General features: G+C 74.9%; 22 protein-coding genes and 1 pseudogene. 12 read left to right on the top strand and 11 right to left on the bottom strand.

Annotation, left to right across the window (positions count from 1 at the left end):
- Both BI06_RS29265 and BI06_RS29270 read left to right on the top strand, forming a co-directional pair.
- The coding region (locus BI06_RS29265) for a DUF2079 domain-containing protein (RefSeq protein ID WP_043472595.1) at positions 1 to 1,233 on the top strand (1,233 nt) is incomplete at its 5' end.
- A 73-nt stretch (positions 1,234 to 1,306) separates the two neighbouring features.
- The gene (locus BI06_RS29270) at positions 1,307 to 3,028 is read left to right on the top strand and encodes a DUF2079 domain-containing protein (RefSeq protein WP_082558726.1); all 1,722 of its coding nucleotides are present in this window, start codon (positions 1,307 to 1,309) and stop codon (positions 3,026 to 3,028) included.
- 61 nt (positions 3,029 to 3,089) lie between these two features.
- Here BI06_RS29270 and BI06_RS29275 read toward each other — a convergent pair whose 3' ends face one another.
- Together BI06_RS29275 and BI06_RS29280 are read right to left on the bottom strand one after the other, a co-directional pair.
- On the bottom strand, positions 3,090 to 3,368 hold the full coding sequence (locus tag BI06_RS29275; RefSeq protein WP_037781840.1) for a hypothetical protein: 279 nt from the start codon (positions 3,366 to 3,368) through the stop codon (positions 3,090 to 3,092).
- Between the two features lie 31 nt (positions 3,369 to 3,399).
- Positions 3,400 to 4,521, bottom strand: coding sequence for a Ku protein (locus tag BI06_RS29280; RefSeq protein ID WP_043472599.1), 1,122 nt, complete (start codon positions 4,519 to 4,521; stop codon positions 3,400 to 3,402).
- A 193-nt stretch (positions 4,522 to 4,714) separates the two neighbouring features.
- Between BI06_RS29280 and BI06_RS29285 the strand changes: the two genes are divergently transcribed.
- A complete protein-coding gene (locus BI06_RS29285) occupies positions 4,715 to 4,924 on the top strand; it encodes a hypothetical protein (protein WP_030397021.1) in 210 nt (69 codons plus the stop codon).
- A 42-nt stretch (positions 4,925 to 4,966) separates the two neighbouring features.
- Here BI06_RS29285 and BI06_RS29290 read toward each other — a convergent pair whose 3' ends face one another.
- Positions 4,967 to 6,220, bottom strand: a complete 1,254-nt coding sequence (locus BI06_RS29290; RefSeq protein WP_063795030.1) for a metallophosphoesterase — start codon at positions 6,218 to 6,220, stop codon at positions 4,967 to 4,969.
- A 267-nt stretch (positions 6,221 to 6,487) separates the two neighbouring features.
- On the opposite strand from BI06_RS29290, the gene BI06_RS29295 reads away from it, so the two are divergent.
- The 3 genes from BI06_RS29295 to BI06_RS51300 all read left to right on the top strand — a co-directional run bounded on the left by BI06_RS29295 (position 6,488) and on the right by BI06_RS51300 (position 10,432).
- On the top strand, positions 6,488 to 7,951 hold the full coding sequence (locus BI06_RS29295; protein ID WP_043472605.1) for an amino acid permease: 1,464 nt from the start codon (positions 6,488 to 6,490) through the stop codon (positions 7,949 to 7,951).
- 205 nt (positions 7,952 to 8,156) lie between these two features.
- Positions 8,157 to 9,128, top strand: a complete 972-nt coding sequence (locus BI06_RS29300; RefSeq protein WP_051742077.1) for an EI24 domain-containing protein — start codon at positions 8,157 to 8,159, stop codon at positions 9,126 to 9,128.
- A 605-nt stretch (positions 9,129 to 9,733) separates the two neighbouring features.
- On the top strand, positions 9,734 to 10,432 hold the full coding sequence (locus BI06_RS51300; RefSeq protein WP_043472608.1) for a lytic transglycosylase domain-containing protein: 699 nt from the start codon (positions 9,734 to 9,736) through the stop codon (positions 10,430 to 10,432).
- Between the two features lie 93 nt (positions 10,433 to 10,525).
- On the opposite strand, the gene BI06_RS29310 is transcribed toward BI06_RS51300, so the two are convergent.
- The gene (locus BI06_RS29310) at positions 10,526 to 11,269 is read right to left on the bottom strand and encodes a TetR family transcriptional regulator (protein ID WP_063795031.1); all 744 of its coding nucleotides are present in this window, start codon (positions 11,267 to 11,269) and stop codon (positions 10,526 to 10,528) included.
- A 70-nt stretch (positions 11,270 to 11,339) separates the two neighbouring features.
- Here BI06_RS29310 and BI06_RS29315 point away from each other — a divergent pair, with 70 nt between their 5' ends.
- Together BI06_RS29315 and BI06_RS29320 are read left to right on the top strand one after the other, a co-directional pair.
- Positions 11,340 to 12,857 carry an MFS transporter gene (locus BI06_RS29315; protein WP_051742079.1) on the top strand — a complete coding sequence of 506 codons (1,518 nt, stop codon included), beginning with the start codon at positions 11,340 to 11,342 and terminating at the stop codon, positions 12,855 to 12,857.
- 220 nt (positions 12,858 to 13,077) lie between these two features.
- Positions 13,078 to 13,638, top strand: a complete 561-nt coding sequence (locus tag BI06_RS29320) for a GNAT family N-acetyltransferase (protein ID WP_051742081.1) — start codon at positions 13,078 to 13,080, stop codon at positions 13,636 to 13,638.
- 44 nt (positions 13,639 to 13,682) lie between these two features.
- Here BI06_RS29320 and BI06_RS29325 read toward each other — a convergent pair whose 3' ends face one another.
- Positions 13,683 to 14,921: a threonine/serine exporter family protein gene (locus tag BI06_RS29325; protein WP_051742083.1), complete on the bottom strand. Its 1,239-nt coding sequence runs from the start codon at positions 14,919 to 14,921 to the stop codon at positions 13,683 to 13,685.
- A gap of 296 nt (positions 14,922 to 15,217) precedes the next feature.
- On the opposite strand from BI06_RS29325, the gene BI06_RS29330 reads away from it, so the two are divergent.
- Complete coding sequence (locus BI06_RS29330; RefSeq protein WP_051756590.1) at positions 15,218 to 16,231, top strand: glycosyltransferase family A protein; 1,014 nt, start codon at positions 15,218 to 15,220, stop codon at positions 16,229 to 16,231.
- Between the two features lie 63 nt (positions 16,232 to 16,294).
- Here the strand turns inward: BI06_RS29330 and BI06_RS29335 are convergent, their stop codons facing one another.
- Positions 16,295 to 16,906: a hypothetical protein gene (locus BI06_RS29335; RefSeq protein WP_233290315.1), complete on the bottom strand. Its 612-nt coding sequence runs from the start codon at positions 16,904 to 16,906 to the stop codon at positions 16,295 to 16,297.
- Positions 16,907 to 17,122: 216 nt separating this feature from the next.
- Between BI06_RS29335 and BI06_RS29340 the strand changes: the two genes are divergently transcribed.
- Complete coding sequence (locus BI06_RS29340; RefSeq protein WP_082558727.1) at positions 17,123 to 20,092, top strand: FAD-binding and (Fe-S)-binding domain-containing protein; 2,970 nt, start codon at positions 17,123 to 17,125, stop codon at positions 20,090 to 20,092.
- A 71-nt stretch (positions 20,093 to 20,163) separates the two neighbouring features.
- Entirely contained in the window at positions 20,164 to 20,574 is a 411-nt protein-coding gene (locus BI06_RS29345) for a PaaI family thioesterase (RefSeq protein ID WP_030397033.1), read from the top strand.
- A 250-nt stretch (positions 20,575 to 20,824) separates the two neighbouring features.
- Here BI06_RS29345 and BI06_RS29350 read toward each other — a convergent pair whose 3' ends face one another.
- Both BI06_RS29350 and BI06_RS29355 read right to left on the bottom strand, forming a co-directional pair.
- On the bottom strand, positions 20,825 to 21,292 hold the full coding sequence (locus BI06_RS29350; RefSeq protein ID WP_030397035.1) for a CBS domain-containing protein: 468 nt from the start codon (positions 21,290 to 21,292) through the stop codon (positions 20,825 to 20,827).
- A 76-nt stretch (positions 21,293 to 21,368) separates the two neighbouring features.
- Entirely contained in the window at positions 21,369 to 22,385 is a 1,017-nt protein-coding gene (locus tag BI06_RS29355; protein ID WP_051742087.1) for a slipin family protein, read from the bottom strand.
- 147 nt (positions 22,386 to 22,532) lie between these two features.
- Between BI06_RS29355 and BI06_RS29360 the strand changes: the two genes are divergently transcribed.
- Positions 22,533 to 23,348 carry a uracil-DNA glycosylase gene (locus tag BI06_RS29360; RefSeq protein ID WP_082558728.1) on the top strand — a complete coding sequence of 272 codons (816 nt, stop codon included), beginning with the start codon at positions 22,533 to 22,535 and terminating at the stop codon, positions 23,346 to 23,348.
- Between the two features lie 79 nt (positions 23,349 to 23,427).
- Here BI06_RS29360 and BI06_RS29365 read toward each other — a convergent pair whose 3' ends face one another.
- From BI06_RS29365 to BI06_RS49740, 3 genes and pseudogenes are all read right to left on the bottom strand, one after another.
- Positions 23,428 to 24,306: a CHAD domain-containing protein gene (locus tag BI06_RS29365; protein ID WP_051742089.1), complete on the bottom strand. Its 879-nt coding sequence runs from the start codon at positions 24,304 to 24,306 to the stop codon at positions 23,428 to 23,430.
- 180 nt (positions 24,307 to 24,486) lie between these two features.
- On the bottom strand, positions 24,487 to 24,873 hold the full coding sequence (locus BI06_RS29370; RefSeq protein WP_030397039.1) for a hypothetical protein: 387 nt from the start codon (positions 24,871 to 24,873) through the stop codon (positions 24,487 to 24,489).
- A pseudogene (locus tag BI06_RS49740) lies at positions 24,870 to 25,141 on the bottom strand (hypothetical protein); the annotation flags it as partial. The pseudogene BI06_RS49740 and the gene BI06_RS29370, both read right to left, overlap by 4 nt.

Here is a 25,141-nt window from a genome sequence, read left to right on the forward strand (position 1 = left end):
GACCACTTCTCGCCCGCCCTCGCCGCCCTCGCCCCGTTCTACTGGCTCTGGCCCTCCGCGAAGGTGCTGCTGCTGGCCCAGTCCGCCCTGGTCGCCGTCGCCGCCGTCCCGATCACCCGCTGGGCGCTGCGCGAACTCGGTCCGCTCGCCGCCGGGATCACCGGCCTCGGCTACGGGCTCTCCTGGGGGCTGGCCTCCGCCCTCGGCTTCGACTTCCACGAGATCACCTTCGCCGTCCCGCTGATCGCCTTCTCCGTCGTCGCGCTCGGCGAACGGCGCTGGATCGCCGCCCTCGCCTGGGCCGCGCCGCTGGTCCTGGTCAAGGAGGACCTCGGCATCACCGTGGCCGCCGTCGGCGCCTACATCCTGTGGCGCGGCGACCGGCGCGTCGGCGCGGCCGGCGTCCTCCTCGGCATCGGCTCCTCGCTGCTCGAACTCCTGGTACTGCTCCCGGCGATGAGCCCCGGCGGCAGCTTCGCCTACTGGGACAACCTGAGCGGCGGCTCCGGCGGGCGGAACCTGCTCACCCTGCCGCTCGACCTGATCACCCCGGGCGAGAAGGTCACCACCGTCCTGCTGCTGCTGGCACCGACCGTGCTGCTGGCCGCCCGCTCCCCGCTGATGATCGTCGCCCTGCCCACCCTCGGCTGGCGGCTGCTCTCCAACAACCCGGCCTACTGGGGCACCAATTACCACTACAGCGCCGTGCTGATGCCGATCGTCTTCGCCGCCTTCGTGGACGTCCTGGTGAAGGCCCGCGGCTGGCGCGGCACGGTACCCCGCTGGATCGCCCGCGCGGCGCTGCCGGTCAGCCTGACGGTCACCCTGGCCCTGCTGCCGGGCTTCGCGTTCGGACAGCTCTTCTCCACCGAACTCTGGCGGACCCCGGCCCGGGTCGAGGCCGCCCGCTCGGTGCTCGCCACCGTCCCGGACGACGCCCGGGTCGCCGCGTCGAACCGGCTGGTGCCGCAGCTGACCAACCGCTGCGAGGTCATCGTGTTCGGCTGGCCGCAGAACTGGTCGACGGCCGAATGGATCGTGGTCGACGAGGGACAACCGATGGGCTGGCCGATGTCGCCCGACCGCGAACGGAAGGAGCTCGCCACCGTCAAGAACAGCGGCTACCAGGTGGTGCGCAGCGACCACGGCATCACGCTGCTGCGGCGGGCACCCGGCACCGCCGCCCCGGCGCCGGCCGACGCGCCGCCGCCCACCAGCCCCGGAGCCGGCTGATCCGGCGCCCGCCGCCCGGCGGCTCGCCCGAACAGCAACCCTCGCCCCCGCCTCCGACCACCTCAGGGATCCCGTGCCAGTCGAAACCGGGCTCAGCCCGTCCACCAGCCCGAACCGCCCGCTGCTGCCGCGCGTCGTGCGCCCGCCCGCACCCGGCGCCGCCGCGCTCTCCGGCCGCCGGACGGCCGTGCTGACGCTGCTCTGCTTCGCCGTCACCGCGGCGTGCGGGCTCCAGCAGTGGTCGGCGGTCCTGCTGGGCGGCTTCGACCTCGGCATCTTCCACCAGGGTGTGGCCGGCTACGCGCACTTAGAACTGCCGATCTCGCCGGTCAAGAGCTACCACCACGAGTTCCCGCCCTCCTTCTCCCTGCTGGGCGACCACTTCTCGCCGATCCTGGCCGCGCTCGCCCCGCTCTACTGGATCTGGGAGGACCCGCGCACCCTGATCCTCGGACAGGCACTCCTGCTCGCCGCCGGCGTCCCGCTGATCCGCCGGATCGCGGTGCGCTGCTTCACCCCGCCGACCGACGGCACCGGGGCCGGCGACGCGGACCGGGCGGCCGCGGCCCCCGCCGCGACCGACGAACCCGCGCGACTGCGCACCGTACGCCTGGTCGCCGACCTGGCCGGCCTCGTCTACGGCCTCGGCTGGCCGCTGCTCGCCGCCGGCCGGGGCGGCTTCCACGAAGTCGCCTTCGCCGTCCCGCTCACCCTGCTGATGCTCGAACGCGGCCTGGCCCGCCGCTACGGCACCGCCGCCCTCGCCGCCGCCCTGCTCTGCCTCACCAAGGAGGACCTCGGTCTGCTGGTCGGCATGTACGGCCTGGTCCTGCTCTGGCGCGGCCGCCCGCGCGGCGACCGGCAGGGCGAACGGGCCGGGGACCGGCGCGCCCTCGCCTACGGAGCGGGCCTGCTGATCGGCGGCCCGCTGGCCTCCGCGCTCGCCATCGTCGAACTCATCCCCGCCATGGGCGGCCAGCCCGACTACTACTGGGTGTACGGCCCGCTCGGCCCGGACGCCGGGACGGCGTTCGGCAATGTGCTCGGCGACCCGCTGCTGCTCGTCCAGGTCGCCACCAACGCCACCGTCAAGCCGCTGCTGCTGCTCTGGCTGTTCGGCACCCTGCTACTGCTGCCGCTGCGCTCCGCCACCACGCTCTGCCTGCTGCCGCTGCTCGCCGAACGCGTCCTGTCGGACAACCCCAACCACTGGTCGATCGCCCACCACTACGACGCCTTCCTGTGGCCGGTGCTGCTCACCGCCACCCTGGAGGCGCTCGGCCGCCTGCACGCCAGGGGCGGGCTCCACCGGCGCACCGGCTACGGCCTGGGCACCGCCGCGGTCGCGATCTCCCTGGTCAGCAGCCTGGTGCTGGGCGGGATCAGTCTGCTGACCCCGGCCTTCTGGCGCCCCTCCGCGAGCAACGCGGCCCTGGTCCGGGGCGCCGCGCAGATCCCGGACGGCGCCCTGGTGGAGGCCGACAACCAGGTGGTGCCGCGGCTGGTCGGCCGCACCGACGTGGTCCTTGTGGACGCCGTGCCGCGCGGCCGCGACTACGTCCTGATCCGCTCCGACACCCGGACCTTCCCGTTCCAGACAACGGCCGAGCAGGCCGAGCGGATCGACCTGCTGCTGGCCCACGGCTACCGCCAGGTCTGGGGCGAGCACGGGGTGGTGCTGCTGCACCGCGAGAGCGACGAGCCGGTGCCCGGCGCGCGGATCCCCGACGACAGCAGCACGCCGGTCAAGGAGATCGTGCCGTCCGACGTCGGCCACAACCTCTTCAAGGGCTGAACCCCGGGGTTCCCGTCCGACCGGGCCGCTGCCCGGGGACGGGAACCCCTCGGGCCGACGGTCAGGTCGCCATCCGGTGGCGGCCCCGGCCGGGCGTGGCCCAGCGGGCGACGACGCCGACCAGCGCCAGCACGGTCACACCCCACACGATGCTGAAGACGATCAGCCAGGTCAGCGAGGCCTGGGTGCCGATGGCGCCCAGGCCGATCGACAGGCCGACCAGGAAGACCACGGCCGTCGGGGTGAGACTGCACAGCCAGTGCCAGGCCCGGTGCGCCGGGCTCGGGTGGGCGGGCGCGTCGGGACCGGTGTCCTGCGCCTTGTAGGTGATCAGGTCCATCGGGAATCGCCTCCGGGGGTGAGGGGGGAGGTCACGAGGCCTTCCGGGGGGTGGCGGGCTTCCGGGTCGTGGTGGTGGTCGTGCTCTTCTTCGCGGTCGTGCTCTTCCTGGCAGTCGTGCTCTTCGTCGCGGCCGTGCTCTTCTTGTCGGTCGCGGACTTCTGCGCGGTGGCGGACTTCCTCGCGGTCGTGGACTTCTTGCTCGTGGCGGCCGACGGTTTCGAGGCCGTCGTCTTCGTCGCCGTCGTCGCCTTCGTGGCCGTCGCCTTCTTCGTGGCGGCACGTCGGCGCGGCGGTGGCTGCTCCTCGGCCTCCCCCGCCTCGGCCTGCCCCGCCTCGGTCTCCTCCGCCTCCTCGGCCCGGGACCGGTCCGGATGGGCGTCCTTGGCCCGCCGCAGACTGCTGCGCAGCGCCTCCATCAGGTCGATGACGTTGTCCGGCGCCTCCCCCGCCTCCTCCTCGTGCGGGATCTCGACCCCCTGCAACCGAGCCTCGATCACCTGCTGGAGCGCCTGCTGGTAGTCGTCGTGGAGCTGCTCCAGGTCGAAGTCCTCGGAGAGCGTCTCCATCAGCGAACGCGCCATCCGCAGCTCCTGCGGCCGGACGGTCACGTCCTCCTCGGGCGCGATCCCGGCCGCCGGGCGGACCTCGTCCGGCCAGATGCAGGTCTGGAGCACCAGCGTGCCGTCGTGCACCCGGAGCACGGCCGGCGACTCCCGGCTGCGCAGCGCGATCTTGGTGACGGCGATCTGCCCGGACTCCACCAGCGCGTCGCGCAGCAGCGCGTAGGGCTTAGAGGCGGCCTTGTCGGCGACGCCGACGTAGTAGGCCTTGGAGAACATCAGCGGGTCGATCTCGCCCTCGTCGACGAAGGCCAGTACGTCGATGATCTTCTTGCTGGGCAGCGGCAGGTCGGCGAGGTCCTCGTCGGTGAGCGTGACCGTCCGGCCGTCCGGGGACTCGTAGCCCTTGGCGATCTCCGCGTACGGGACCTCCTTCTCCTCCTCCTCGCAGTACCGCTTCATCCGCACCCGCCCGCCGTCCTTGGCGTGCACCTGGTGCAGCGGGACGTCGTGCTCCTTGGTGGCGGAGTACAGGTGGACGGGGATGGAGACCAGGCCGAAGCTGATCGTCCCCTTCCAGGTGGTCTGCATGGGGTCGCTCCTTCCCGGAGCCTGCCCGGAGCCTGCCGGGAGCCGTCCCGGCGGTTCACGCCGTGGTTCGTGCGCCGGGTCGCGCCGGCCGGGGCGCCCGGCCCCGGAGGATTCCACTCTGCCCGGGTTCGCCCCGATCGGCCACCTGCCGCCGACCGGCGGACAATGGACGGCGAACGGAGGTGAACGCACCGTGCGCGACCCCGGACCGCCCCCGCCGCCGGACACCACGACCTACCGCGTCCGCTACGCCCTGGTCGGCAGCCCCGGCGTACGGCTCGCGGAGGTCACCCTCGTCCCGGGCCACTCCCGGGAGAGCGACATCCCGGCCCTGCTGGACGCCCGGCTCCACCGCCACCCGGACGGCCGCCGGGTCGTCCTCCTCGACGTCACCGAAGCCTGAACCCGCCCGCCCCCGAGGCCGCCGCCCCCGGGCCGCCGCCGGTCAGGCCCGGAGCGAGGCCAGTGTGACGATGGTGATGTCGGACGGGGCGCCGACCCGCACGGGCGGGCCCCAGGCGCCGGCGCCGCGGGTGACGTAGAGCTGGGTGTCGCCGTAGCGCTCCAGCCCGGCGACGGTCGGGTTGGCCAGCTCCGCCACGTAGTTGCCCGGCCAGAGCTGCCCGCCGTGGGTGTGCCCGGACAGCTGGAGGTCGACGCCGTGCCGGACCGCGTCGTGGACGGTGACCGGCTGGTGCGAGAGCAGCACGGCGGTGCGGGCCGGGTCGCGGTCCCCGAGCGCGCGGCCGAAGTCGGGACCGTCGCCCTCGCGCTCACCGGCGATGTCGTTGACCCCGGCCAGGTCGAAGCCGCCCAGCTCGACCCGGGCGTTCTGCAGCGGGTGGACGCCCAGCTCGCGGACGAAGTCCACCCAGGGCGCCGCGCCGGAGAAGTACTCGTGGTTGCCGGTGACGAAGTAGGCCCCGTCGCGGGCCCGCAGCTGCGCCAGCGGCTCGGCGTCCCGTCCGAGCTCGGGGACCGTGCCGTCGACCAGGTCGCCCACGATCGTGATCAGGTCGGGCTTCGCGGCGTTGATGGTGTCCACGATCCGCTGGGTGTGGGCGCGGCCGAGGATCGGGCCGAGGTGGATGTCGCTGACCACCGCGATCCGGTAGCCGTCCGCGCCGGCCGGGAGCTTGGCGAGCGGGACGGTCACCTGCTTGAGCCTCGGCCCGCGCAGCACCCCGTACATGCCGTTGCCGACCACGGCCGCCGCCGCGCCGGAGGCTCCGATCGCGACCGCGCGGGCGACGAACAGCCGCCGTTCCGGCGAGGGCGCGGCGGGGGCGACGGGGACCGCGGGCGTGTCCGGGACGGGCTCGTCCGCCGTCGGCACCTCCGGCGCGGGCGCGTCCGCCACCACCGCCCGCGCCGCCCGGGACGCCCCGGACGGCAGCCGGAGCAGCAGCGGCCGGACCAGCTCCCCGACGGCGAGCCCGAGCAGCAGGTACAGCAGCACCGCGAGCCAGAGGTAGCCGGGCCAGGCGAACCAGCGCTCGACCGCTATCGGGAACGCCCGCCCGCCGATCAGCGCCCCCACCGAGAGCAGCGGCAGGACGAAGGCGAGCACGGTGCCGGTCCGGCGCCAGCGGCCGCCGGGCGCCGAGACGTCGCGCACCAGCCGGCGCCAGAGGTACCAGTGGACGAGGGTCAGCAGGGCGAGCACGAGGAGGACGCCGAGCACCACGAGGACGATCATCACGCCGCCAGTATGTACGGCCGACCGACAAACCCCCCGGGAGGGCCCCGAGTTGCTGGCGATGCGTCAGATCTGAGCTTTCCGGACCACCACTTCACCCGCCCTGACCTGGGCTTTTACGTCCGCTGAGCGAACAGTTCCCGGTGCCTTGTTCCGATACCCGGAGGTAGAGGTTAGGTTGCACCGCAATGCGCGGATCCGTCCCCCACCCTTCGGTGATCGAGCCGAGGGTCGGGCCGCGCCGGAAAGGCACAGGGCACCCTCACGATGAGTGCGGACACCACCACCCGGGCCGGCTCCCCTCCGCCCCGCGACTCCGCCGGCCGGCCCCCCGCCGGGCACGGCGGGCAGGGCCACGGCGGCGACGGCCACCTCAAGGCCGGGCTCAAGAACCGCCACCTGTCGATGATCGCCATCGGCGGTGTGATCGGCGCCGGCCTGTTCGTCGGCTCGGGCGCGGGCATCGCGTCCACCGGCCCCGGCATCCTGCTCTCCTACGCGCTGGCCGGTGTGCTGGTTGTCCTGGTGATGCGGATGCTCGGCGAGATGGCCGCGGCCGACCCGCAGAGCGGCTCCTTCTCCGCGTACGCGGACCGGGCGCTGGGCCGCTGGGCCGGCTTCAGCATCGGCTGGCTGTACTGGTTCTTCTGGGTGGTGGTGCTGGCCGTCGAGGCCACCGCCGGCGCGAAGATCCTCAACGGCTGGATGCCGGGCGTCCCGCAGTGGGCGTTCGCCCTGATCGTGATGGCCGTGCTGACCGCGACCAACCTGGGCTCGGTCGCCTCCTACGGCGAGTTCGAGTTCTGGTTCGCCGGCATCAAGGTGGTGGCCATCGCCGCCTTCCTGGTGGTCGCCACGCTGGCCGTGTTCGGCCTGCTGCCCGGCACCCACGCCGTCGGCACGACCAATCTGACCGGTCACGGCGGCTTCCTGCCGCACGGGGTGGGCGCGGTCTTCACCGGCATGCTCACCGTCGTCTTCGCCTTCATGGGCAGCGAGATCGTCACGCTGGCCGCCGGCGAGTCCGAGGACCCGGAGAAGGCGGTCAGCAAGGCCACCAACAGTGTGATCTGGCGGATCGGCATCTTCTACCTCGGCTCGATCCTGCTCGTGGTGACCCTGCTGCCGTGGGACTCCGCCGCCGTCAAGGGCAGCCCCTACGTCGCGGTGCTGGAGCACGTGGGCATCCCGGGCGCCGGCCGGGTGATGGACGTGATCGTGCTCACCGCCGTGCTCTCCTGCCTCAACTCGGGCATGTACACCGCGTCCCGGATGGCCTTCTCGCTCGGACAGCGCGGCGACGCACCCAAGGCCTTCGCGACGGTGAACCGGCGCGGCGTGCCGCAGGTGGCGATCCTGTCCTCGGTGGTGTTCGGCTTCGTGGCCGTCTTCTTCAACTACACCTCCCCCGACACGGTCTTCTCCTTCCTGCTGAACTCCTCCGGCGCGGTGGCGCTCTTCGTGTGGCTCGTGATCTGCTTCTCCCAGCTCCGGATGCGCCGGATCATCGAGCGCGAGATGCCGGAGCGGCTGACCGTCCGGATGTGGCTGTACCCGTACCTCACCTGGGCCGCGATCGGCATGATCGGGTTCGTGATGGCGTACATGTTCACCGACGCCGACGGTCGGAAGCAGATGTACCTGTCGCTGGTCGCCGCAGTTGTCGTGCTGGCGGCGTCGGCCGTGGTGGGCCGTCGGCGGCGGGCCGCGGTGGAGGCACCGGCATCCTGAGCCGGGGCGCAGTACCGTCCGCGGGCACCGGGCCCGGGAGCCGTTGCGGAGGCTCCCGGGCCCGGTGCCGTTCCACCCGCCCGCCGGCCGGCCCCGCCTGCCCGCCTCCGATGCAGGTCGTCCCGCCCGGGCCGGGAACCTCCGGTTCCGTTCCGTGACCGGACGGACATGACCCGGCGACCCGTCAGCACCTACCCTTCCCCTCATGCGAGATCTTGCAGCGGGGTTGGGGTACCTGGCCAAGGGCCAGAGGTGGGTGGCGCGGCACGGCCGCTGGTGGGCGTTCGGGATGATCCCGGCACTGATCACCCTCGCCGGTTACGTGGTGGCACTGTTCCTCCTCGGCGGCTGGGCCGGGGACATCGCCGCCTGGGCCACCCCGTTCGCCGACCACTGGGCCTCGTTCTGGCAGGACCTGCTGCGCACCACGCTCGCGGCGCTGGTCCTCGTCGGCGGGCTGCTGCTCTCCGTGCTCACCTTCACCGCGGTGACCCTGCTGGTCGGCCAGCCGTTCTACGAGGAGCTCTGCGAGAAGGTCGACGAGACCGAGGGCGGCGCGCCGACGCCGCCCGATGTGCCGCTGTGGCGCGAGCTGGTGGTGGCGGCCCGGGACAGCCTCTTCGTGCTGGTGCGGGCGGGCGGGTTCGGTGTGCTGCTGTTCGCGGCCGGGTTCGTCCCGGTGGTCGGGCAGACCGTCGTCCCGGTACTGGGCTTCCTGGTCTCCGGCTTCTTCCTCACCCTGGAGCTCACCTCGGTCGCCCTGCAGCGGCGCGGCGTGCCGCAGCGGGAGCGGCTGCGGCTGCTGCGCGGGCGGCTCGGGCTGGCCTTCGGCTTCGGCGTGCCGCTGGTGCTGGGGTTCCTGGTCCCGCTGGTGACGGTGGTCGCCATGCCGGGCGCCGTCGCCGGGGCGACCCTGCTGGCCCGCGACCTGGTGCCGGTCGAGGAGGAGCCCGCGACGGACGAGGAGCCGGAAGAAGGGGAGTCCCCGGACCCGGCGGCCGTCCCGGAGGTGCCGGAGTACCGGGCGCAGCAGCCCGCGGCGGCCAACCCCTACGCGGACAACCCGTACGCCCAGAACCCGTACGCCGAGAACCCGCCCGCCGGGAGCCCGTACGCGAGCGACGCCTACGCCGCCGCACCCCGGCCCGCGGAGCCGAATCCGTACCGGGGCGCGTGACCGGACGGTCACACCGTGTGCGGATCGCCGCCCCCGCGTGTGAGGCCCCCCACAGGGCTCCGGCGATCTACTACCGCCGATAGCGGTGGCCCGTACGGCGGTCCGCCTCCCCCGGTCGGGGCCCGGCGGCCCGACGACCGTCCGGGGCGGTGGACCGGCCGTCACGGACCCGAAGAACGCAGGCGGTCGGCCGGTTCGGGCCGATCGTTCGTCGACGATCCCGGGGCTCGCCCCATCGATTCATCAAAACGGACAAATACTGTCGAAGCGCCCGCCATCGGTCGGGCGCTTCGCCGTTTCGGGGCCCTCGTGCCACTACCGACCGTAGTAGCCGGCGCCTTTGCCGCCCGTGCCGCGCTCTGCCAAGAATGGTCCGTCGCCAGGCAGCGCGGCCGGTCCCCCCGCCGCGCAGCCTCCCGCCGCCCCGCACCTTCGCCGGGGTCGGCACGCACACCACGGCCGTCCCGTACGCCACCACGGGCCGCTCCCCCGAGCGGGTCCCGTGCGATGCCCGGCGCCCGCGCCGCCGCCCCGCCCGGGGCCGGCACGCCCCGACGGCCACCCAGGCCCTGACGGCACCCCGACGGAAAAGGATTGTCCGCTCCATGCAGCTCAGCCATGCCCGCCGCAACTCGCTGATCACCGGTGTCGCCACCCTCGTCGTGGCGAGCGCGGCCACCGCCGCCCTCGCCATCCCGGAGAGCGGGACCGCCGTCGCCGAGGCGCCCGTCGCCGCGGTGGCCGCCACCACCGGCGGGATCTCGGCGGACGCGCAGGCCGCCGCGCAGGCGCAGGCCGAGGCGGACGCCAAGGCCCAGGCCGACGCCCAGGCCGCCGCGCAGGCACAGGCCGAGGCGGACGCCGCCGCTGCCGCCGCCGCGCAGGCGCAGGCGGACGCCCAGGCGCAGGCCGACGCCCAGGCCGCGGCGAAGGCCCAGGCCGACGCCAAGGCGAAGTCGGACGCCGCCGCCTCCCGGTCGCAGGAGCGCTCCACGCTGAACAGCAAGCCGGCCTACTCCGGCAGCCCGCGCGAGATCGCCGCCCAGATCGTCCCGGCCGGCCAGCTCCAGTGCTTCAACAACATCGTGTCCCGCGAGAGCAGCTGGAACGTCACCGCCACCAACGCCTCCTCCGGCGCCTACGGCCTGGTCCAGGCCCTGCCCGGCTCCAAGATGGCCTCGGCGGGCTCCGACTGGCGCACCAACCCGGTCACCCAGATCAAGTGGGGCCTGGACTACATGAACTCCCGCTACGGCAGCCCGTGCGGCGCCTGGTCGTTCTGGCAGTCCCACCACTGGTACTGAGCCGACCCCGGCATCCCGCCGACCCCGGCACGTCACCGAGCCCGCAGGCCCCGCCTGCGGGCTCGGCCGCGTTCGGGAGGCGGTCCGCGCGCCTCAGCGCCGGCGCCCGGACGCCCGCCCTCCGCCGGTAGCACCGGAGGCACCGGGAGCACCGGGGGCAGCCGGAGCACCGGCCCCAGCGGGGCGGGCGGCGCCACCCGGGCCGCCCGGACGCCCCCACAGCGCCTGGCGCAGCAGCGGCAGATAGGAGCGCGCGATTTCATCGGCCGGCAGCGCGGCGAGCGGTTGGAGCCGCAGTACGTAGCGGGCCATGATCAGCCCGGCCAGCTGGGTGCCGAACAGGCAGGCGCGCCGACGGGCGTCCGCGCCGCCGAGCCGGGCCGCGACCAGGTCCACCATCTCGCGCTGCACCACCTCGCCGACCAGCAGCGCGACCGCCGGGTCCAGTGCCGAGCCGCCGATCATGGCGCGCAGCGGGCCCGCGCTGTCGGGGGCGTCCCAGACTCCGAGCAGCAGCCGCAGGGCGCGCTCGGGGAAGGTCTCCAGCTCGCCGTCCAGCGCCCCGGCCAGCAGCACCGCCGGGTTCCCGGTCAGCGCGAGGGCCGCCCCGAACAGACCCTTCTTGCTGCCGAAGTAGTAGCTGACCAGGGCGAGGTCCACGCCCGCCTCGGCGGCCACCGACCGGAGCGTGACCGCGTGGTACCCCTCGGTCAGGAAGCGGCGTCGGGCGACGGCGAGGATCTGCTCCCTGGCCCCGGAGTTCCCGGTGCGCCGGCCCCGGCGGGGCGCCGGCTCCCCGGTCCGGGCCCCGTCTGGCGCCTCGGGGGAATTCATCATGGTTGAAATGCTAGCCGCCGCGCGCCCACGCTGGTCGGGCACCGACCGACCAGCGTGAGGAAGTCCCGTCATGTCCGCCACCGCCGCGCGCCCGGACCGGGCGGCCGCCCCCGCCGCCCCGGACGGCCGTCACCGCACCGTCCTGCTCGTCACCTGTCTCGCGCTGGCCACCGTGGTCGCCGCGATGGCCTCGCTCAACGTGGCCCTGCCCGACATCGCCCGCGCCACCGGCGGCAGCCAGACCCAGCTGTCCTGGATCATCGACGCCTACAGCCTGGTGTTCGCCGCCCTGCTGCTGCCCGCCGGCGCCATCGGGGACCGGTTCGGGCGGCGGCGGGCCCTGCTGGTGGGCCTGGCGCTGTTCGGCGCCGGTTCCGGGCTCGCCGCGCTGACCACCGACCCCGGCGCCCTGATCGCGCTGCGCGCGCTGCTGGGTGTCGGCGCGGCGCTGGTCATGCCGGCCACCCTGTCGACGATCACCAGCACCTTCCCGCCGGAGCGGCGGGCCCGGGGCGTGGCCGCCTGGGCGGCGGTCGCGGGCGCGGCGGCGGTGCTCGGCCTGTTCGCCACCGGCGTCCTGCTGGAGCTGTGGTCCTGGCCGTCGATCTTCGTCCTGAACGTGGTGCTCGCGGTCCTGGCCCTGGCCGGCACCCTGCTGTTCGTCCCGGAGTCCGCCGAGCCTGACGCGCCGCGGCTGGACGTCGTCGGCGCGCTGCTGGCCGTGGCCGGGCTCGGCTCCCTGGTCTACGCGGTGATCGAGGCGCCGGTCCGGGGCTGGGCCGACCCGTGGACCCTCGGCGGCGCGCTCGCCGGGCTGGCGCTGCTGGCCGGCTTCGTCCGCTGGGAGCTGCGGCGGCGGCACCCGCTGCTGGACCCCCGGCTGTTCCGCGAGCGCCGGTTCGCGGCCGGGACGCTGTCGATCACCTGCCAGTTCTTCGCCTTCTTCGGCTACCTCTTCGTGATCATGCAGTACCTCCAGCTGGTCCGGGAGCGCAGCGCGCTGGCGGCGGCCGTCGCGCTGCTGCCGATGGCGCTCGGGATGGCGCCCGGCGCCCGGCTCAGCCCCCGGCTGACCGACCGGTTCGGCCCGCGTGGCCCCTGGGTCGCCGGCCTGCTGCTGGTCGCGGGCGCGCTGGCCTCGCTCGGGCTGCTGGACGCCGACAGCTCCGGGTGGCTGGTGGCGGCCGTCCTGTTCCCGCTCGGCCTGGGCTCCGGGCTCGCCATGACGCCCGCCACCACCGCCATCACCGAGGCGCTGCCGAGCGCCCTGCAGAACGTCGGCTCGGCGATGAACGACCTGGCCCGGGAGCTGGGCGGCGCCCTCGGGATCGCCGTGCTCGGCAGCGTCCTGACCGCCGGCTACCGCGCCCGGGTGGACGTCGCCGGGCTGCCGCCGCAGCTCGCCGACGCCGCCCGCTCCTCGCTCGCCGCCGCCTCCCGGTTCGGGCCGCCGGTCGCCGACCGGGCCCGCGACGCCTTCGTCCACGGGATGCACCTGACCGTCCTCACCGCCGCCGGCGTCGTCGCCCTCGCCGCCGTCGCGGTGGCCCTGCTGCTGCGCGGCACGACGACGCGGACCGGCCGCTGAGCGCACCGGCCGGACGCGGCGCCTCCGGGCCGCCCCCGCACCGTCCGGGGGCGGTCCGAGGCTCGTTCATGGCTCGCCCGACGCTCGTCGACCGCTCGTTCGGGGATCGCCCGGGGCTCGTTCGAGGACGATTCGCGGTGCTTCGCGGACGGTCCGTTCGGGTGCGGGCTGGCCGAAATCCCAGTGGCCCGGCGAGCGCGCGCCGGGCCAGAGTGGGCGCATGGATCAGGTGAGGCTCTCCGACGGGGTGGTCACGCTCACCCCGTTCCGGGCGGCGGACATCGACGCGCACCTGGCGGGCGAGGACGACCAGCTGGTGCGCTGGCTGAACGGCGGGCCGAGCACCCGGGCGGGCACCGAGGAGTACGTGCGGCGGTGCACCGCGCACTGGTCGTACCGGGGGCCGGCCCGGGTGTTCGGCATCCGGACCGGGCCGGAGCCGGTGCTGGCCGGCACGATCGACCTGCGGTTCGCGATGCCGCGCCTCGGCCCGGGGCAGGTCAACATCGCCTACGGCCTCTACCCCGCCTGGCGCGGACGCGGCCTGGCGACGCGGGCGGTGCACCTGGTGTGCCGGTACGCGGCGCAGGAGGGCGCGACCGAGGGCGTGATCCGGGTCGACCCGGAGAACACCGCCTCGGCGGCGGTCGCCCGGCGGGCCGGGTTCCGGTACTCCGAACGGGTGCGGGAACCGACCGGCAACCGGCTCGACTGGTACCTGCGCGAGCTGGCCGCCGCCCCGGTGGAGCACCCCGTCCCGGCGGCCGGCTGCTCCGTCTGACGGCCTGCCCCCTGCCTCGGCCCCGCGCCTCGGTCCCCGCCGTCTCAGTCCCCGCGCCGGACGGCCACCAGCACCTCGCCCGCCAGCAGGCCCACCGCGATCGTCGTCACCAGTGTCACCAGCTGCGTCAGGTCGCGGAAGCCGGCAATGGGGTGACCGCCGGCCAGGTCGGTCAGCCCGCGCATGCCGAGCGAGCCGACGGTCAGGGTGAAGAATCCGGGCAGCAGCAGGATCAGCCGCGGCGGCGCGGACGGGCGCAGGGCGACCAGGGTCGCGGCGGCGCTGAGCGCGGCGGCGGCGACGAAGGTCCCGGCGACCTCGCCGGCCAGCCAGGTGAACAGCGTCTGCACCGCCACCGTCAGATAGACCAGCAGCAGCAGCGGCGGCCCGAACCGCAGCGGGATCGCGAAGGCCAGCACGGTGCCCGTGGTGAAGACGATCCAGGCCGTGAACAGCGCCCAGCGCGGCAGGTCCTGCGCGGCGGCCACGTCGAACAGCGCGTGCCGGTCCCGCCCGGTGACGGCGAGTCCGACCAGCACCCCGACGTACAGCTGGAGCAGCAGGAACCCCGCGTAGACCAGCCGGACCGCGCCCGGGGTGATGTGCCCGGCGGCGAGTTCGGCGGCGGCCGCGCTCAGATAGTCGCCGGGGACGAAGAAGAACAGCGCGGGCAGCATGATCAGCACCGGCCCGCCGTGCTCCGGGGTCCGGGCGAACACCAGCAGCGCGATCACCGACACCAGGACGGCCGCCACGAACGGCAGCACCGCGCCCAGCCTGGGCCACCGGGACGCCCCGACCGCGAGCGCCGCGGTCGCCAGGCCGAGGACGGCGGTGGAGCCGACCTCCCACCAGGTCGGCTGCATCAGCGGGGCGAAGCCGATCGCGAACATCACGATCCCGATCGCCTTCACCCACCAGGGGTACGGCGGCGGGGCGGTGTCGATGGCGGCGAGCCGGGCGGCCGCGGCGGGCAGGTCGAGCCGGCCGGCCCGGACCTCGGCGAGCAGCGGCTTCACGGCGGCGAGCTGGTCGAGCCGGAACACCTCGGGGAACGCCCGGACCGTCACCGTGCCGGTCTCGCCCTCGGCGGTGACGGTCAGCACCGCGCCGTCCGGGACGACCAGCATGCGCGCCGCGCCGCCGAAGGCCCTCGCCGCGCCCTCCACCTCCGGCTCCAGCTGCTGGACGCCCTCGCCGCTGTTGCGCAGCAGGACGGAGGTCAGCCGGGTCAGGAAGGCGGTGAGCTCGCCCCACCGGGGCGGCCGCGTCCGCTGCTCCATGCCCGCCTCCGTCCGCGCACCGCCGCGGCGTCCCCGCGGCATCGCCTCCAGACTGCCCGCCGCCGGCGGATGCCGCGCGCCGAACCGGGGGCGGACGGACGTGGGCGAACGGGGACACCGGCGGGCGTCGGGCCTCGGGCCTCGGGCGTCGGCGGAGCCCGGGTTCCTGACGTGGACGCGACCGGGGCGGCTGGTGAAGATATGGCGTACGTCCATACGATTTGACAGATCTTGACCGGATTTACGGACCGTCAGGGCTTTGCCACCGTTCGCAGGCGCTCCTACGCTCCGGCGTCATGCCCTCACCCCTGATCAGCGTCGTGATCCCCGCCTACGACCAGCAGAAACAGCTGGCGGACTGCCTGGACTCGCTGCTCGCCCAGTCCTTCCGCGACTTCGAGGTGCTGGTGGTCGCCGACCGGTCCCCCGACTGCCCGGCCCAGCTCGTCGAGCGCTACGCCGCCCGGCACCCCCAGGTCTCGGTCCTCCAGCTCGACGCGGCGGTCGGTGTCGGCGTCGCCCGCAACGCGGGCGCGGCCCGGGCCGGAGGCGAGTACCTGCTGTTCCTGGACGCCGACCACCTGCTCGCCCGCGACGCCCTCAGCTCCTTCGCCGACCACCTGGAGCGGACCGGGCCGGTCGACCTGCTGCTGTTCGGGCACACCCGTCAGCACGCCGGCCGGGACTGGCCGGGCGGAGCCGAGACCCTGCTGGCCGAGGCCGGGCCCGAGGTGTTCGGCCCGGCGGACCGTCCGGAACTGCTCGGCGCGCCGCCGCTGATCTGGGACCGCCTGGTGCGGCACGAGCACTGGCGCGGGCAGGCGCTGGCCTTCCCCGAGGGCCGCTACGAGGAGATCCCCGTCGTCCACCGGGCGATGCTGACGGCCCGGCGGATCGCCGTCCTGCCGCGCGCCTGCGTGCAGCTGCGCCGCCGCGAGACCGTCCACCCGACCGGCTCGCCGGGGAGCAGCAGCTTCGACCTCTTCGACCAGTACGAGCGGACCTTCGCGCTGCTGGACGAGCTGGACGTCCCCGCGGCCGTCCGGGACGCCCTGTTCACCCGGATGATCCGGCACTACCTGTTCGTCTTCGACCTGGCCGGCTGCGTCGCCCGCGCCGAGCGCCCGCAGTTCTTCCACCGCGCGGCCGAGCACCACCGGCGCTTCCAGCCCCCCGGCCACCGCCGCCCGGGCGGGCGCGAGGGCGTCAAGTTCTCGCTGCTGGCCGGGGGCGCCTACCCGGCCTTCGAGGTGGCCAAGCTGTCCCACATCGCCGCCGGCACCCTCACCGGCGCCTCCCGCCGCCGCTGAGGGCGGGGGGAGGGTGGGGGCGGGGCGGCGCGGGTCCGTGCCGCCCCGCCCCGGCCCGCCGGGTCAGGCGTGCGCCGTGCCGCCGTCGGCGGCCATGGCGGTGGCGATGCGGTGCAGGGTGTCGGCGCGGAGCTCGTCCGGCAGCGGCGGGAGCAGGTCCATCCAGAGCGCGAGGGTGGAGCCGATCAGCTGGCGCTGGCCCTCGGGGCGGGCGATCAGCCACAGGTGGAGGTGGGCCGCGCCGTCGCCCCAGCGGTTCACATGGACGCGCCCGATGCCACCGAGCGCCAGGATCGCCCGCTCCGCCCGCTGGAGCATCGGGCCGAGCTCGACCGCCCGCTCCGCCGGGAGGTCCATCAGGTCGTGGTGCTCGCGCGGGCCGAGGAACAGCACGGCGGGCAGGCCGTGCGGCGCGTCGAAGGCCTTCAGCCGCCAGTGCTCGTCGGTCCAGACGAAGTCCTCGTCCGGACGGCGGCACTCGTGGCACTCCGCCGCCCCGGCCTCGCCGTGCCGGCCGGGTTCGGGCAGCTCGGCGGCGTCCAGCGGACGGACGGTCAGCTCACCCTCGTAGGGGAAGATCGACCAGGAGGGGGCCGCGTCCTCCGGTATCGGGAGCCGCTCGCCGACCGGCAGATGGGCGAGGAAGCGGCGGGGGTCGGGGTTCTCGGTGATCACGGAGACCGACCGTCCCACACTCCGCGGGACCGCCGCCAGCGATTTTCCTCCGTACCCGCCCCGCCCGGCCGGCGCGGCGCTGTCCCCGCGCCCTCGCCTCGCTCCCCCTTGCGTGCCTTGCTCCGTGCCCTGCTCCGGGCCTTGCTCCGTGTCGTTCTCCGGGGCGGGCTGCGATGATCGGCGGGGACCGTTGGCCACCGCCAGGGAGGACCGCCCGTGAGCCGCCCCGACACCACCCCGGGCACCGATCCGTCACGCGGGCCGACGCCCTCACGCGATCTCGCGCGCGAGCTGGCCGCCGCACTGCGCGGCGAGGTCCGGTTCGACGCCGCCGAACGGACCGTCTACAGCCACGACGCCTCCAACTACCGGCACCTGCCGCTCGGTGTGGTCAAGCCCGCCGACGCCGAGGACGTGCGCACCGCGCTCGCGCTCTGCCGTGACCACCGGGTGCCCGTGGTGGCGCGCGGCGCCGGGACCAGCATCGGCGGACAGGCGATCGGCCCCGGCGCGGTGGTGCTCGACTTCCGCCGCCACCTGGGCGCCGTCCTCGGCATCGACTCGGAGCGCCGCACCGCCCGCGTCCAGCCCGGCACCGTCCTCGACGACCTCCAGCGCGCCGCCCGCCCGTACGGCCTGCGGTTCGGGCCGGACCCGTCCACCCACAGCCGCTGCACGCTCGGCGGCATGATCGGCAACGACTCCTGCGGCGCGCACTCCGTCGCCTGGGGCCGCACCGCCGACAACGTCGAATCGCTGGACCTGCTGCTCGCCGACGGCACCGAACTGACCGTCGGCGGCCCGCTCACCCCCGCCGAACGGACCGCCCTCGCCGCCCGGCCCGGCCCCGAGGGCCGACTCCACCACCGGCTCCAGGAGTTCACCGACCGGAACCTCGCCACCATCCGCCGGGGCCTGCCCGAACTCCCGCGCCGGGTCTCCGGCTACCCGCTGGACGCCCTGCTGCCCGAACGCGGCCACCACCTGGCCCGTGCCCTCACCGGCACCGAGGGCACCTGCGCGCTGCTGCTCGGCGCCACCGTCCGACTCGTCGAGGAACCGCCCGCCCGCGCCCTGGTGCTGGCCGGCTACCCCGACGAGACGGCCGCGGCCGACGCCGTGCCCGCGCTGCTGCCCCTCGGCCCGCTCACCGTCGAAGGCATGGCCGCCGACCTGATCGCCGCCCTGCTCGCCGCCGGACCGCGCCCGCCTGCCCTCGACCGGCTGCCCGACGGCGCCTGCTGGCTGTTCCTGGAGACCGGCGGCGCGACCGCCGCCGAGGCCCTGGACGCCGCCCACCGTCTCGCCGACACCGTCCGGCGCGAACGCACCGCCACCGCCGCCGTGGTCACCGACCCGGCCGAGCAGCGCCAGCTCTGGGCCGTGCGGGAGGCCGGTGCCGGGATCGTGACCCGGCTGCCCGACGGCGGCGAGGCCTGGCCCGGCTGGGAGGACTCGGCCGTCCCGCCGGAACGGCTCGGCGACTACCTGCGCGGACTGCGCGCCCTGCTGCGCCGGCACGGCCTGCGCGGCGTGCCGTACGGGCACTTCGGCGAGGGCTGCGTCCACCTGCGGATCGACTTCCCGCTCACCCGGCCGCAAGGGCTGCCGGTGTTCCGGGAGTTCATGGAACAGGCGGCCGACCTGGTGGTCTCGCACGGCGGTTCGCTCTCCGGCGAGCACGGCGACGGGCAGGCCCGCGGCGAACTGCTGCCGCGCATGTACCCACCCGAAGTCATCGGCCTGTTCCGCGAGTTCAAGAACCTCTGGGACCCGGAGAACCTGCTCAACCCCGGTACCGCGGTCGACCCGCGCCCACTGGACGCCGACCTGCGCTTCGGCGGGCGGCCGGTGCGCAAGCTGCCGCTCGCCCTGCCGTACGAGCGGGACGACGGCAGCCTCGCCAAGGCGGTCCGCCGCTGCGTCGGGGTCGGCAAGTGCGTCGACCCGACCACCGGCGTGATGTGCCCGAGCTACATGGCCACCGGCGAGGAACGGCACTCCACCCGCGGGCGGGCCCGGCTGCTCGCCGAGATGCTGCGCGGCGCCGGTTCCGGGGAGCGCCCCGGTGCCGAGGCCGCGATCACGGACGGCTGGCGGTCCGCCGAGGTCCGCGAGGCGCTGGACCTCTGCCTGGGCTGCAAGGGCTGCGCGAGCGACTGCCCGGTCCAGGTCGACATGGCCACCTACCGGAGCGAGTTCCTGTACCAGCACTACCGGCACCGGCTCCGGCCCGCCGCGCACTACGCGATGGGCCGGCTGCCGCTGTGGCTGCGCGGCGCCGCGCTCGCGCCCGGCCTGGTGAACGCGATCGGCCGCTCACCGGCCGCCCCGCTGCTCAAGCGGCTCGGCGGCATCGACGGGCGCCGGGCACTGCCGGTGCTGCCCCCGGAGACCTTCACCCGCTGGTACCGGCGGCACCGCGCCGGGCACCCGGCCCCGGCGGGCGCGCAGCCCGTGCTGCTCTGGCCGGACACCTTCTCCGACCACCTCCAGCCGGAGGTCCTGCGCGCGGCCGTCGAGGTCCTGGAACACCTCGGCTTCGACGTCCGCCTGCCGGCCGGCCCGGTCTGCTGCGGCCTGACCTGGTACTCCACCGGCCAACTCCCGGGCGCCCGAAGGGTGATGCGCCGCAGCCTGGCCGCGCTCGCCGCCACCGGCCTGCCGGCCGGTACACCCGTCGTCGGGATGGACCCGAGCTGCACCGCCACCCTGCGCGAGGAAGTGCCGCGCCTGCTCGGCGCCGAGGGCCGCCCGCTGGCCGAACGCACCCGCACCTTCGCCGAGTTCGTCGACGAGTACGCGCCGGACACGCCGCTGCCGCAGCTGCCGGTGGACGCCGTCACCCAGACCCACTGCCACCAGCACGCGGTGCTCGGCAGCGCGGCGGACCGCCGGATCGAGCGACGGATGGGCGTCGAGAACCGGGTCCTGGACTCCGGGTGCTGCGGACTCGCGGGAAACTTCGGCTTCGAACGCGGGCACTACGAGATCTCGGCAGCGATCGCCGAGCGGGTACTGCTCCCGGAGGTCCGGGCCGCCGGGCCGGACACCGTGATCCTCGCGGACGGCTTCAGCTGCCGCACCCAGATCTCCCAACTGGCCGACGGGCGGCGGGCCCTGCACCTGGCGGAACTGATGCTCCGGGCCCTGCGGGAGCGACCGGACGGGCCCTCGGCCGGGTAGCCGGTTCGCCGCCCGACGACCGGGCGCGCCGAGTCCCTGACACCGTCCGCGGCGGCCGCCACAATGACGGCATGACCCTCAGCACCGCCGAGGCGGACAAGATCCTGGCCGACAACTTCGCCCCCTGGGTGCAGGCGCTCGGCCTGTCGGTGACCGAGACCGGAGAGCGCCACGCCGTACTCCGGCTGCCCTGGTCCGACCAGCTCGCCCGGGAGGGCGGCGCACTCTCCGGCCAGGCACTGATGGCGGCGGCGGACACCGCGAGCGTGATCGCGGTGTCCGCGGCCCGGGGCGGCTTCGGCCCGATGACGACCGTCCAGCAGTCCACCAGCTTCCAGCGTGCTGTCGTCGGACAGGACGTCCTGGTGCACGCCCGAGTCACCAAGCTGGGCCGGCGGATCGCGTTCCTGGACATCACCCTCACCGCCGAGGGCGAGGAGGAGCCGGCCGCCCACGCCACCACGGTCTACGCCCTCGCCTGACCCTCCCGCCAGGCCCTCCCCCGGCCCTGCCGCTCCCCGTCCGCCCTCTGCTCTGCACACTTTGCAAAGTGTGCGACCGTCCCATCCCTTCAGCAGATCCCGACCATTTCCGCACATTCTGCCCTTCCTCGACTTTGCAAAGTGCGACTTTGCAAAGTCGAGGAAGGGGGTGAGTCGAGCGAAGTCACAGACACCGCACCCCACCGGCTCGGCCCGGGGCATGCCCCGGGCCGAGCCGAACGGAACCCCGTTACACGCCCTGCGGCGTGTCCAGCACCTCCTTCGAGCGCGGCGAGTCCTCGGCGCAGACCGCCGTCACGAACTCGGCCAGCCGCGTCTGCGGCATGCCGCGCGCGATGTCCGCCTCGCTGATCATGCCGACCAGCTCGTGCTCCGGGTGGTTGATCACCGGCAGCCGCCGCACCCGGTACTGCTCCATCACCCGCAGCACCTGTTCGACGTCCTCGTCCGCCTCCACCGTCATCGGCCGCCCCTGGGCCACCTCGCCCGCGGTCACCTGCTCCGGGTCGAGGCCCTCCGCGACGCACTTCAGCACGATGTCCCGGTCGGTGAGGATCCCCAGGAGCTTCTGTCGTTCACCGCAGATCGGCAGCGCTCCGACGTCGCGTTCCTTCATGAGCCGGGCCGCGGTGGCGAGCGTCTCGTGCTCGCGCACGCACTCGGCCCCCTGATGCATGATGTCGCCCGCACTGGTCATGATCGGCCTCCTGACCTGCCTGCCACTCCCGTCACTCCATCGTGGTCCGGCCGCCGGGGCCCCGCCACCGGGCCGCCTACGCGGCGGCGCTTCGCCCGCCTTCGGGACCCTCCGACGAGCCGGTCGGCGGGTCCAAGGGCGGGACCGGCGGCACATCGAGCGGCGGGCTCTCCAACAGCTCTTCCAGCGGCGGGAGTTCGTGGACCTCGGCAGCGCGTACCGGAGGCGTCCCGCTCTCCGCACCCGGCACCTCGGCCGGCTCCCCCGGCGCCGATGCGGCGTCCTCGGCCGCGGCCCGGCTGTCGGCCTCGCCCGCCGCCCGCCGATGGGTCTCCGCCGCACTGTCCAGGAAGCGCAGCAGCTCCACCGGGAACGGCAGCACCAGGGTCGAGTTCTTCTCCGCCGCGACCTCCACCACCGTCTGCAGCAGTCGCAGCTGCAGCGCCGCCGGGGTCGCGCTCATCACGGCCGCCGCCTCCGACAGCCGCGCGGACGCCTGGAACTCGCCGTCGGCCGTGATGATCCGCGCCCGCCGCTCCCGCTCGGCCTCCGCCTGCCGGGACATCGAGCGCTTCATCGACTCCGGCAGGGCGACGTCCTTGATCTCCACCCGGTCGATCTCGATGCCCCAGCCCAGGGCCGGGCTGTCGATCATCAGCTCCAGCCCCTGGTTGATCGGTTCGCGGTTGGCCAGCAGGTCGTCCAGCTCGCTCTTGCCGATGATCGACCGCAGCGAGGTCTGCGCGACCTGGGAGATGGCGAAGTTGTAGTCCTGCACATTGATGATCGCCTTCACCGGGTCCTCCACCCGGAAGTACACGACGGCGTCCACCCGGACGGTCACGTTGTCCCGGGTGATGCCCTCCTGCGCCGGGATCGGCAGCGTCACGATCTGCACGTTCACCCGGCGCAGCTTGTCGGCGACGGGCATGAGTGCGACCAGCCCCGGCCCGCGCACCTCGTCGCGCACCCGGCCGAACCGGAACACCACGCCCTGCTGGAACTGCTGCACGACGCGCAGGCTCAGCCCCGCCACCACGGCCGTCAGCATCAGCACCACGACCACGACCGCTATCACCACATCGACGACCATCACGGCCTCCTCGCGCGGCAGCGAACCCCGGCCGTCGCCGACCCAGTCTGCCGACGGCCGCCGGAACAGCTGGTTCCACGCTACGTCTGCCCCGTCCGGGCCGGAACGAACCTCCGGCAGCCCAGGACACGCCCTAGGATCGGCGCCATGCCGCAGTCCCCCGCCGAGGAACCGGCCCCGGCCGACGCCCACGAGCACGCGGACGCCCCGGACCATCCGCAGCACCCGGCCGCGGCCGCCGCCCGGGCCCCGGACCTCACCGTGCTCGACCGTGTCGTCACCGGCTGCCGGGCCTGCCCGCGGCTGGTCGAGTGGCGCGAGGAGACGGCCCGCGTCAAACGCCGCGCCTACCTGGACTGGGACTACTGGGCCCGTCCGATCCCCGGTTTCGGCCCGCCCGACGCCCCGCTCGTCCTGGTCGGCCTCGCCCCCGCCGCGCACGGCGCCAACCGCACCGGCCGGATCTTCACCGGCGACCCCTCCGGCGACCTGCTCTACGCCGCCCTGCACCGCCTGGGCCTCGCCAACCGCGCGCTCTCCGTCCGGCACGGCGACGGCCTCGCGCTGCACGGCGTGCGGATCACCGACCCGGTGCGCTGCGCCCCGCCCGACAACAAGCCGAGCACCGTCGAGCGCGACACCTGCCGGCCCTGGATCGCCCGCGAGTTCGAACTGCTCCGCCCCACCGTGCGCAGCGTGGTGGCGCTCGGCGGTTTCGCCTGGCAGACGCTGCTCCCGGTGCTCGACGCGGCCGGCTGGACCGTCCCGCGCCCCCGGCCGCAGTTCGGCCACGGCGCGCACGTCACCCTGCCGGCCCGCGACGGGGGGCCGCCGCTGGAGCTGTACGGCTGCTACCACGTCAGCCCGCGCAACACGAACACCGGCCGGCTCAGCACCGTGATGCTGCGCGAGCTGCTCCGCACCGCCGCCCGGGCCGCCGGGCTCGACCCGGCGGAGGAGTGACGGCGGAGGAGTGACGGCGGAGGCATGACGGCGGGGAGCGGGGACGCGGAGGGATGACCGCGCCGCGCTCCCCCGGACGTCAGACGAACCGGGTCAGCTCCGGCCGGGCCGCCCGCTCCCACACCTCCGGCAGCGCGAGCCGCGCCCGCTCCGCCTCCGCCAGCTGCTGCCCGTACAGCACGCCGTAGCCGAACGGCTCCTTGGAGGCGCGTGCCTGCTCGCGCAGCGCGGTCGAGGCCACCACCGCGTCCTGGTGCTCGCCGAGCACCTCCTGGACGGCCTTCATCCGGGCGACGTAGCGCTCGGCCGCCCGGCCCGCGACCGGCAGCGCCGTCTCGCCCGCGTACCGGGCGCGTTTGGCGGCCTTGCGGGCCTCGTGCAGCGCGGTGTCCTGTTCCTCGCCCCCGTCGGCCAGCGCGGTCCGGATCCGGTCGGCGGTGCGCCGCTGTTCCCGGGCCGCGACCCGGGTCAGCTCCGGGCCGGCCGCCCGGTCCGCCCGGCCGCGCAGCGGCGGGTCGGTGAGCAGCTCGGCGAGTCCGTCGGCGAGTGCCCGGCGGCGCGGGCTGTCCAGGGCGGCGACGACCTCGGGCCAGACCCGGCGGTACTCGGCCTTGCCCCGGCGTTCCAGTTCGGCGGCGACCTGCTCGGGTCGGCACTCCGCGGGCAGTTCCCGGGCCCGCGCCGCGAGCCGTTCGCCCAGGACCTCCTGGTCGCGGGCCCGGCCCAGCGCGGCCGCGAGCCAGCGCAGCTCGGCCACCAGTTCGTCGGTCGCTCCGGGGGCCAGTAGCCGCCGGTAGGTCCGGAACGCGCTGCGCAGGCGCCGGCAGGCGACCCGCATCCGGTGCACCGCGTCCGGTTCGTCGGCGCGTACGGCCTCGTCCAGCTCGGCCAGCACCTCTGCCTGTGCCCGGATCCGTCCGAGCACCACCTCACCCACGGTGACCATGTCACCGGCCATCCGCCTGCACCCCCTTCCGGGGCGTCCGGGAATCGCCTCCCAGGCTAGCCCGCACCCCCGCCCTGGGCAGCGCAGCTTTCCGCCACCCCTACCCGTGCCGCGCGGAGCAGGAAGTCGGCGGATCCGACGTCCTGTGCACCGGTGCGGCGTCGGTTCGGCACCGCTGCGGCGCGGGTGGGCTCAGGGGCGCAGCTGGATGGCGAGGCACATGGTGTAGCCGACGAGGGCGGCGAAGAAGGTGACGGCGGTGGTGTAGCGGGCGGTGAAGGGGAGGCCGGCGAGGGCGGGGTAGAGGAGGACGGCGGTGCCGGCGGCGACGTCGGCGAGGTAGAGGCCGCGGGGCGGGAGGATGCCGGTGCTGCGGGCGGCCCAGCCGGTGGCGACGAGGAAACCCGTGAGCAGTATGAAGCCGGAGAGCAGGCCGGAACCGATGCTGGAGAGCACGGGGTGCGGCTCGGGCGGGAGTTCGCCCTCGGGGACGGCGGGGCGCAGTCGGTGGGCGACGGCCAGGGCGCCGACGGCGAGGGTCACGCAGGCGGCGGCGCTGAGCAGGGGGACGGGGTTCATCGGCGGCTCCGGGAGCTGGTGTGGTGGTGGCCGAGGGCCGCGGCGAGCGCGGCCGGGACGAGGACGGTGAGGAGGAGGACGGTCGTCCAGGTGGTGGGGTCGAGGCCGGCGGCCGGGGGTGCGGCCGGGGGCGGGGGTGCGGCGGCGACGGCGGTGAGGGTGGCGGTCGGAGCGGGGGGCGGGGGCATGGGCGGGGGCTGCGCCGTCCAACTGGGCGCGGTCTGCGGCTGCGGGGCCGAGGGGGACGGTTCGGGTCCCGGCCGGAGGG

The sequence above is a fragment of the Kitasatospora sp. MBT66 genome (assembly GCF_000710405.2).
In the GTDB taxonomy this organism is placed as follows: Bacteria; Actinomycetota; Actinomycetes; order Streptomycetales; family Streptomycetaceae; genus Kitasatospora; species Kitasatospora purpeofusca.

Bases quoted from the DNA above. Each gene is read 5' to 3' on its own strand.
- BI06_RS29275 (WP_037781840.1), bottom strand. From the start codon at position 3,368: ATGGACCTGATCACCTACAAGGCGCAGGACACCGGTCCCGACGCGCCC.
- BI06_RS29280 (WP_043472599.1), bottom strand. From the start codon at position 4,521: ATGCAGACCACCTGGAAGGGGACGATCAGCTTCGGCCTGGTCTCCATC.
- BI06_RS29290 (WP_063795030.1), bottom strand. From the start codon at position 6,220: ATGATCGTCCTCGTGGTGCTCGGCGTCCTCCTCGTGCTCGCCCTGCTG.
- BI06_RS29295 (WP_043472605.1), top strand. From the start codon at position 6,488: ATGAGTGCGGACACCACCACCCGGGCCGGCTCCCCTCCGCCCCGCGAC.
- BI06_RS29300 (WP_051742077.1), top strand. From the start codon at position 8,157: ATGCGAGATCTTGCAGCGGGGTTGGGGTACCTGGCCAAGGGCCAGAGG.
- BI06_RS51300 (WP_043472608.1), top strand. From the start codon at position 9,734: ATGCAGCTCAGCCATGCCCGCCGCAACTCGCTGATCACCGGTGTCGCC.
- BI06_RS29310 (WP_063795031.1), bottom strand. From the start codon at position 11,269: ATGATGAATTCCCCCGAGGCGCCAGACGGGGCCCGGACCGGGGAGCCG.
- BI06_RS29315 (WP_051742079.1), top strand. From the start codon at position 11,340: ATGTCCGCCACCGCCGCGCGCCCGGACCGGGCGGCCGCCCCCGCCGCC.
- BI06_RS29320 (WP_051742081.1), top strand. From the start codon at position 13,078: ATGGATCAGGTGAGGCTCTCCGACGGGGTGGTCACGCTCACCCCGTTC.
- BI06_RS29325 (WP_051742083.1), bottom strand. From the start codon at position 14,921: ATGGAGCAGCGGACGCGGCCGCCCCGGTGGGGCGAGCTCACCGCCTTC.
- BI06_RS29330 (WP_051756590.1), top strand. From the start codon at position 15,218: ATGCCCTCACCCCTGATCAGCGTCGTGATCCCCGCCTACGACCAGCAG.
- BI06_RS29345 (WP_030397033.1), top strand. From the start codon at position 20,164: ATGACCCTCAGCACCGCCGAGGCGGACAAGATCCTGGCCGACAACTTC.
- BI06_RS29350 (WP_030397035.1), bottom strand. From the start codon at position 21,292: ATGACCAGTGCGGGCGACATCATGCATCAGGGGGCCGAGTGCGTGCGC.
- BI06_RS29355 (WP_051742087.1), bottom strand. From the start codon at position 22,385: ATGGTCGTCGATGTGGTGATAGCGGTCGTGGTCGTGGTGCTGATGCTG.
- BI06_RS29360 (WP_082558728.1), top strand. From the start codon at position 22,533: ATGCCGCAGTCCCCCGCCGAGGAACCGGCCCCGGCCGACGCCCACGAG.
- BI06_RS29365 (WP_051742089.1), bottom strand. From the start codon at position 24,306: ATGGCCGGTGACATGGTCACCGTGGGTGAGGTGGTGCTCGGACGGATC.
- BI06_RS29370 (WP_030397039.1), bottom strand. From the start codon at position 24,873: ATGAACCCCGTCCCCCTGCTCAGCGCCGCCGCCTGCGTGACCCTCGCC.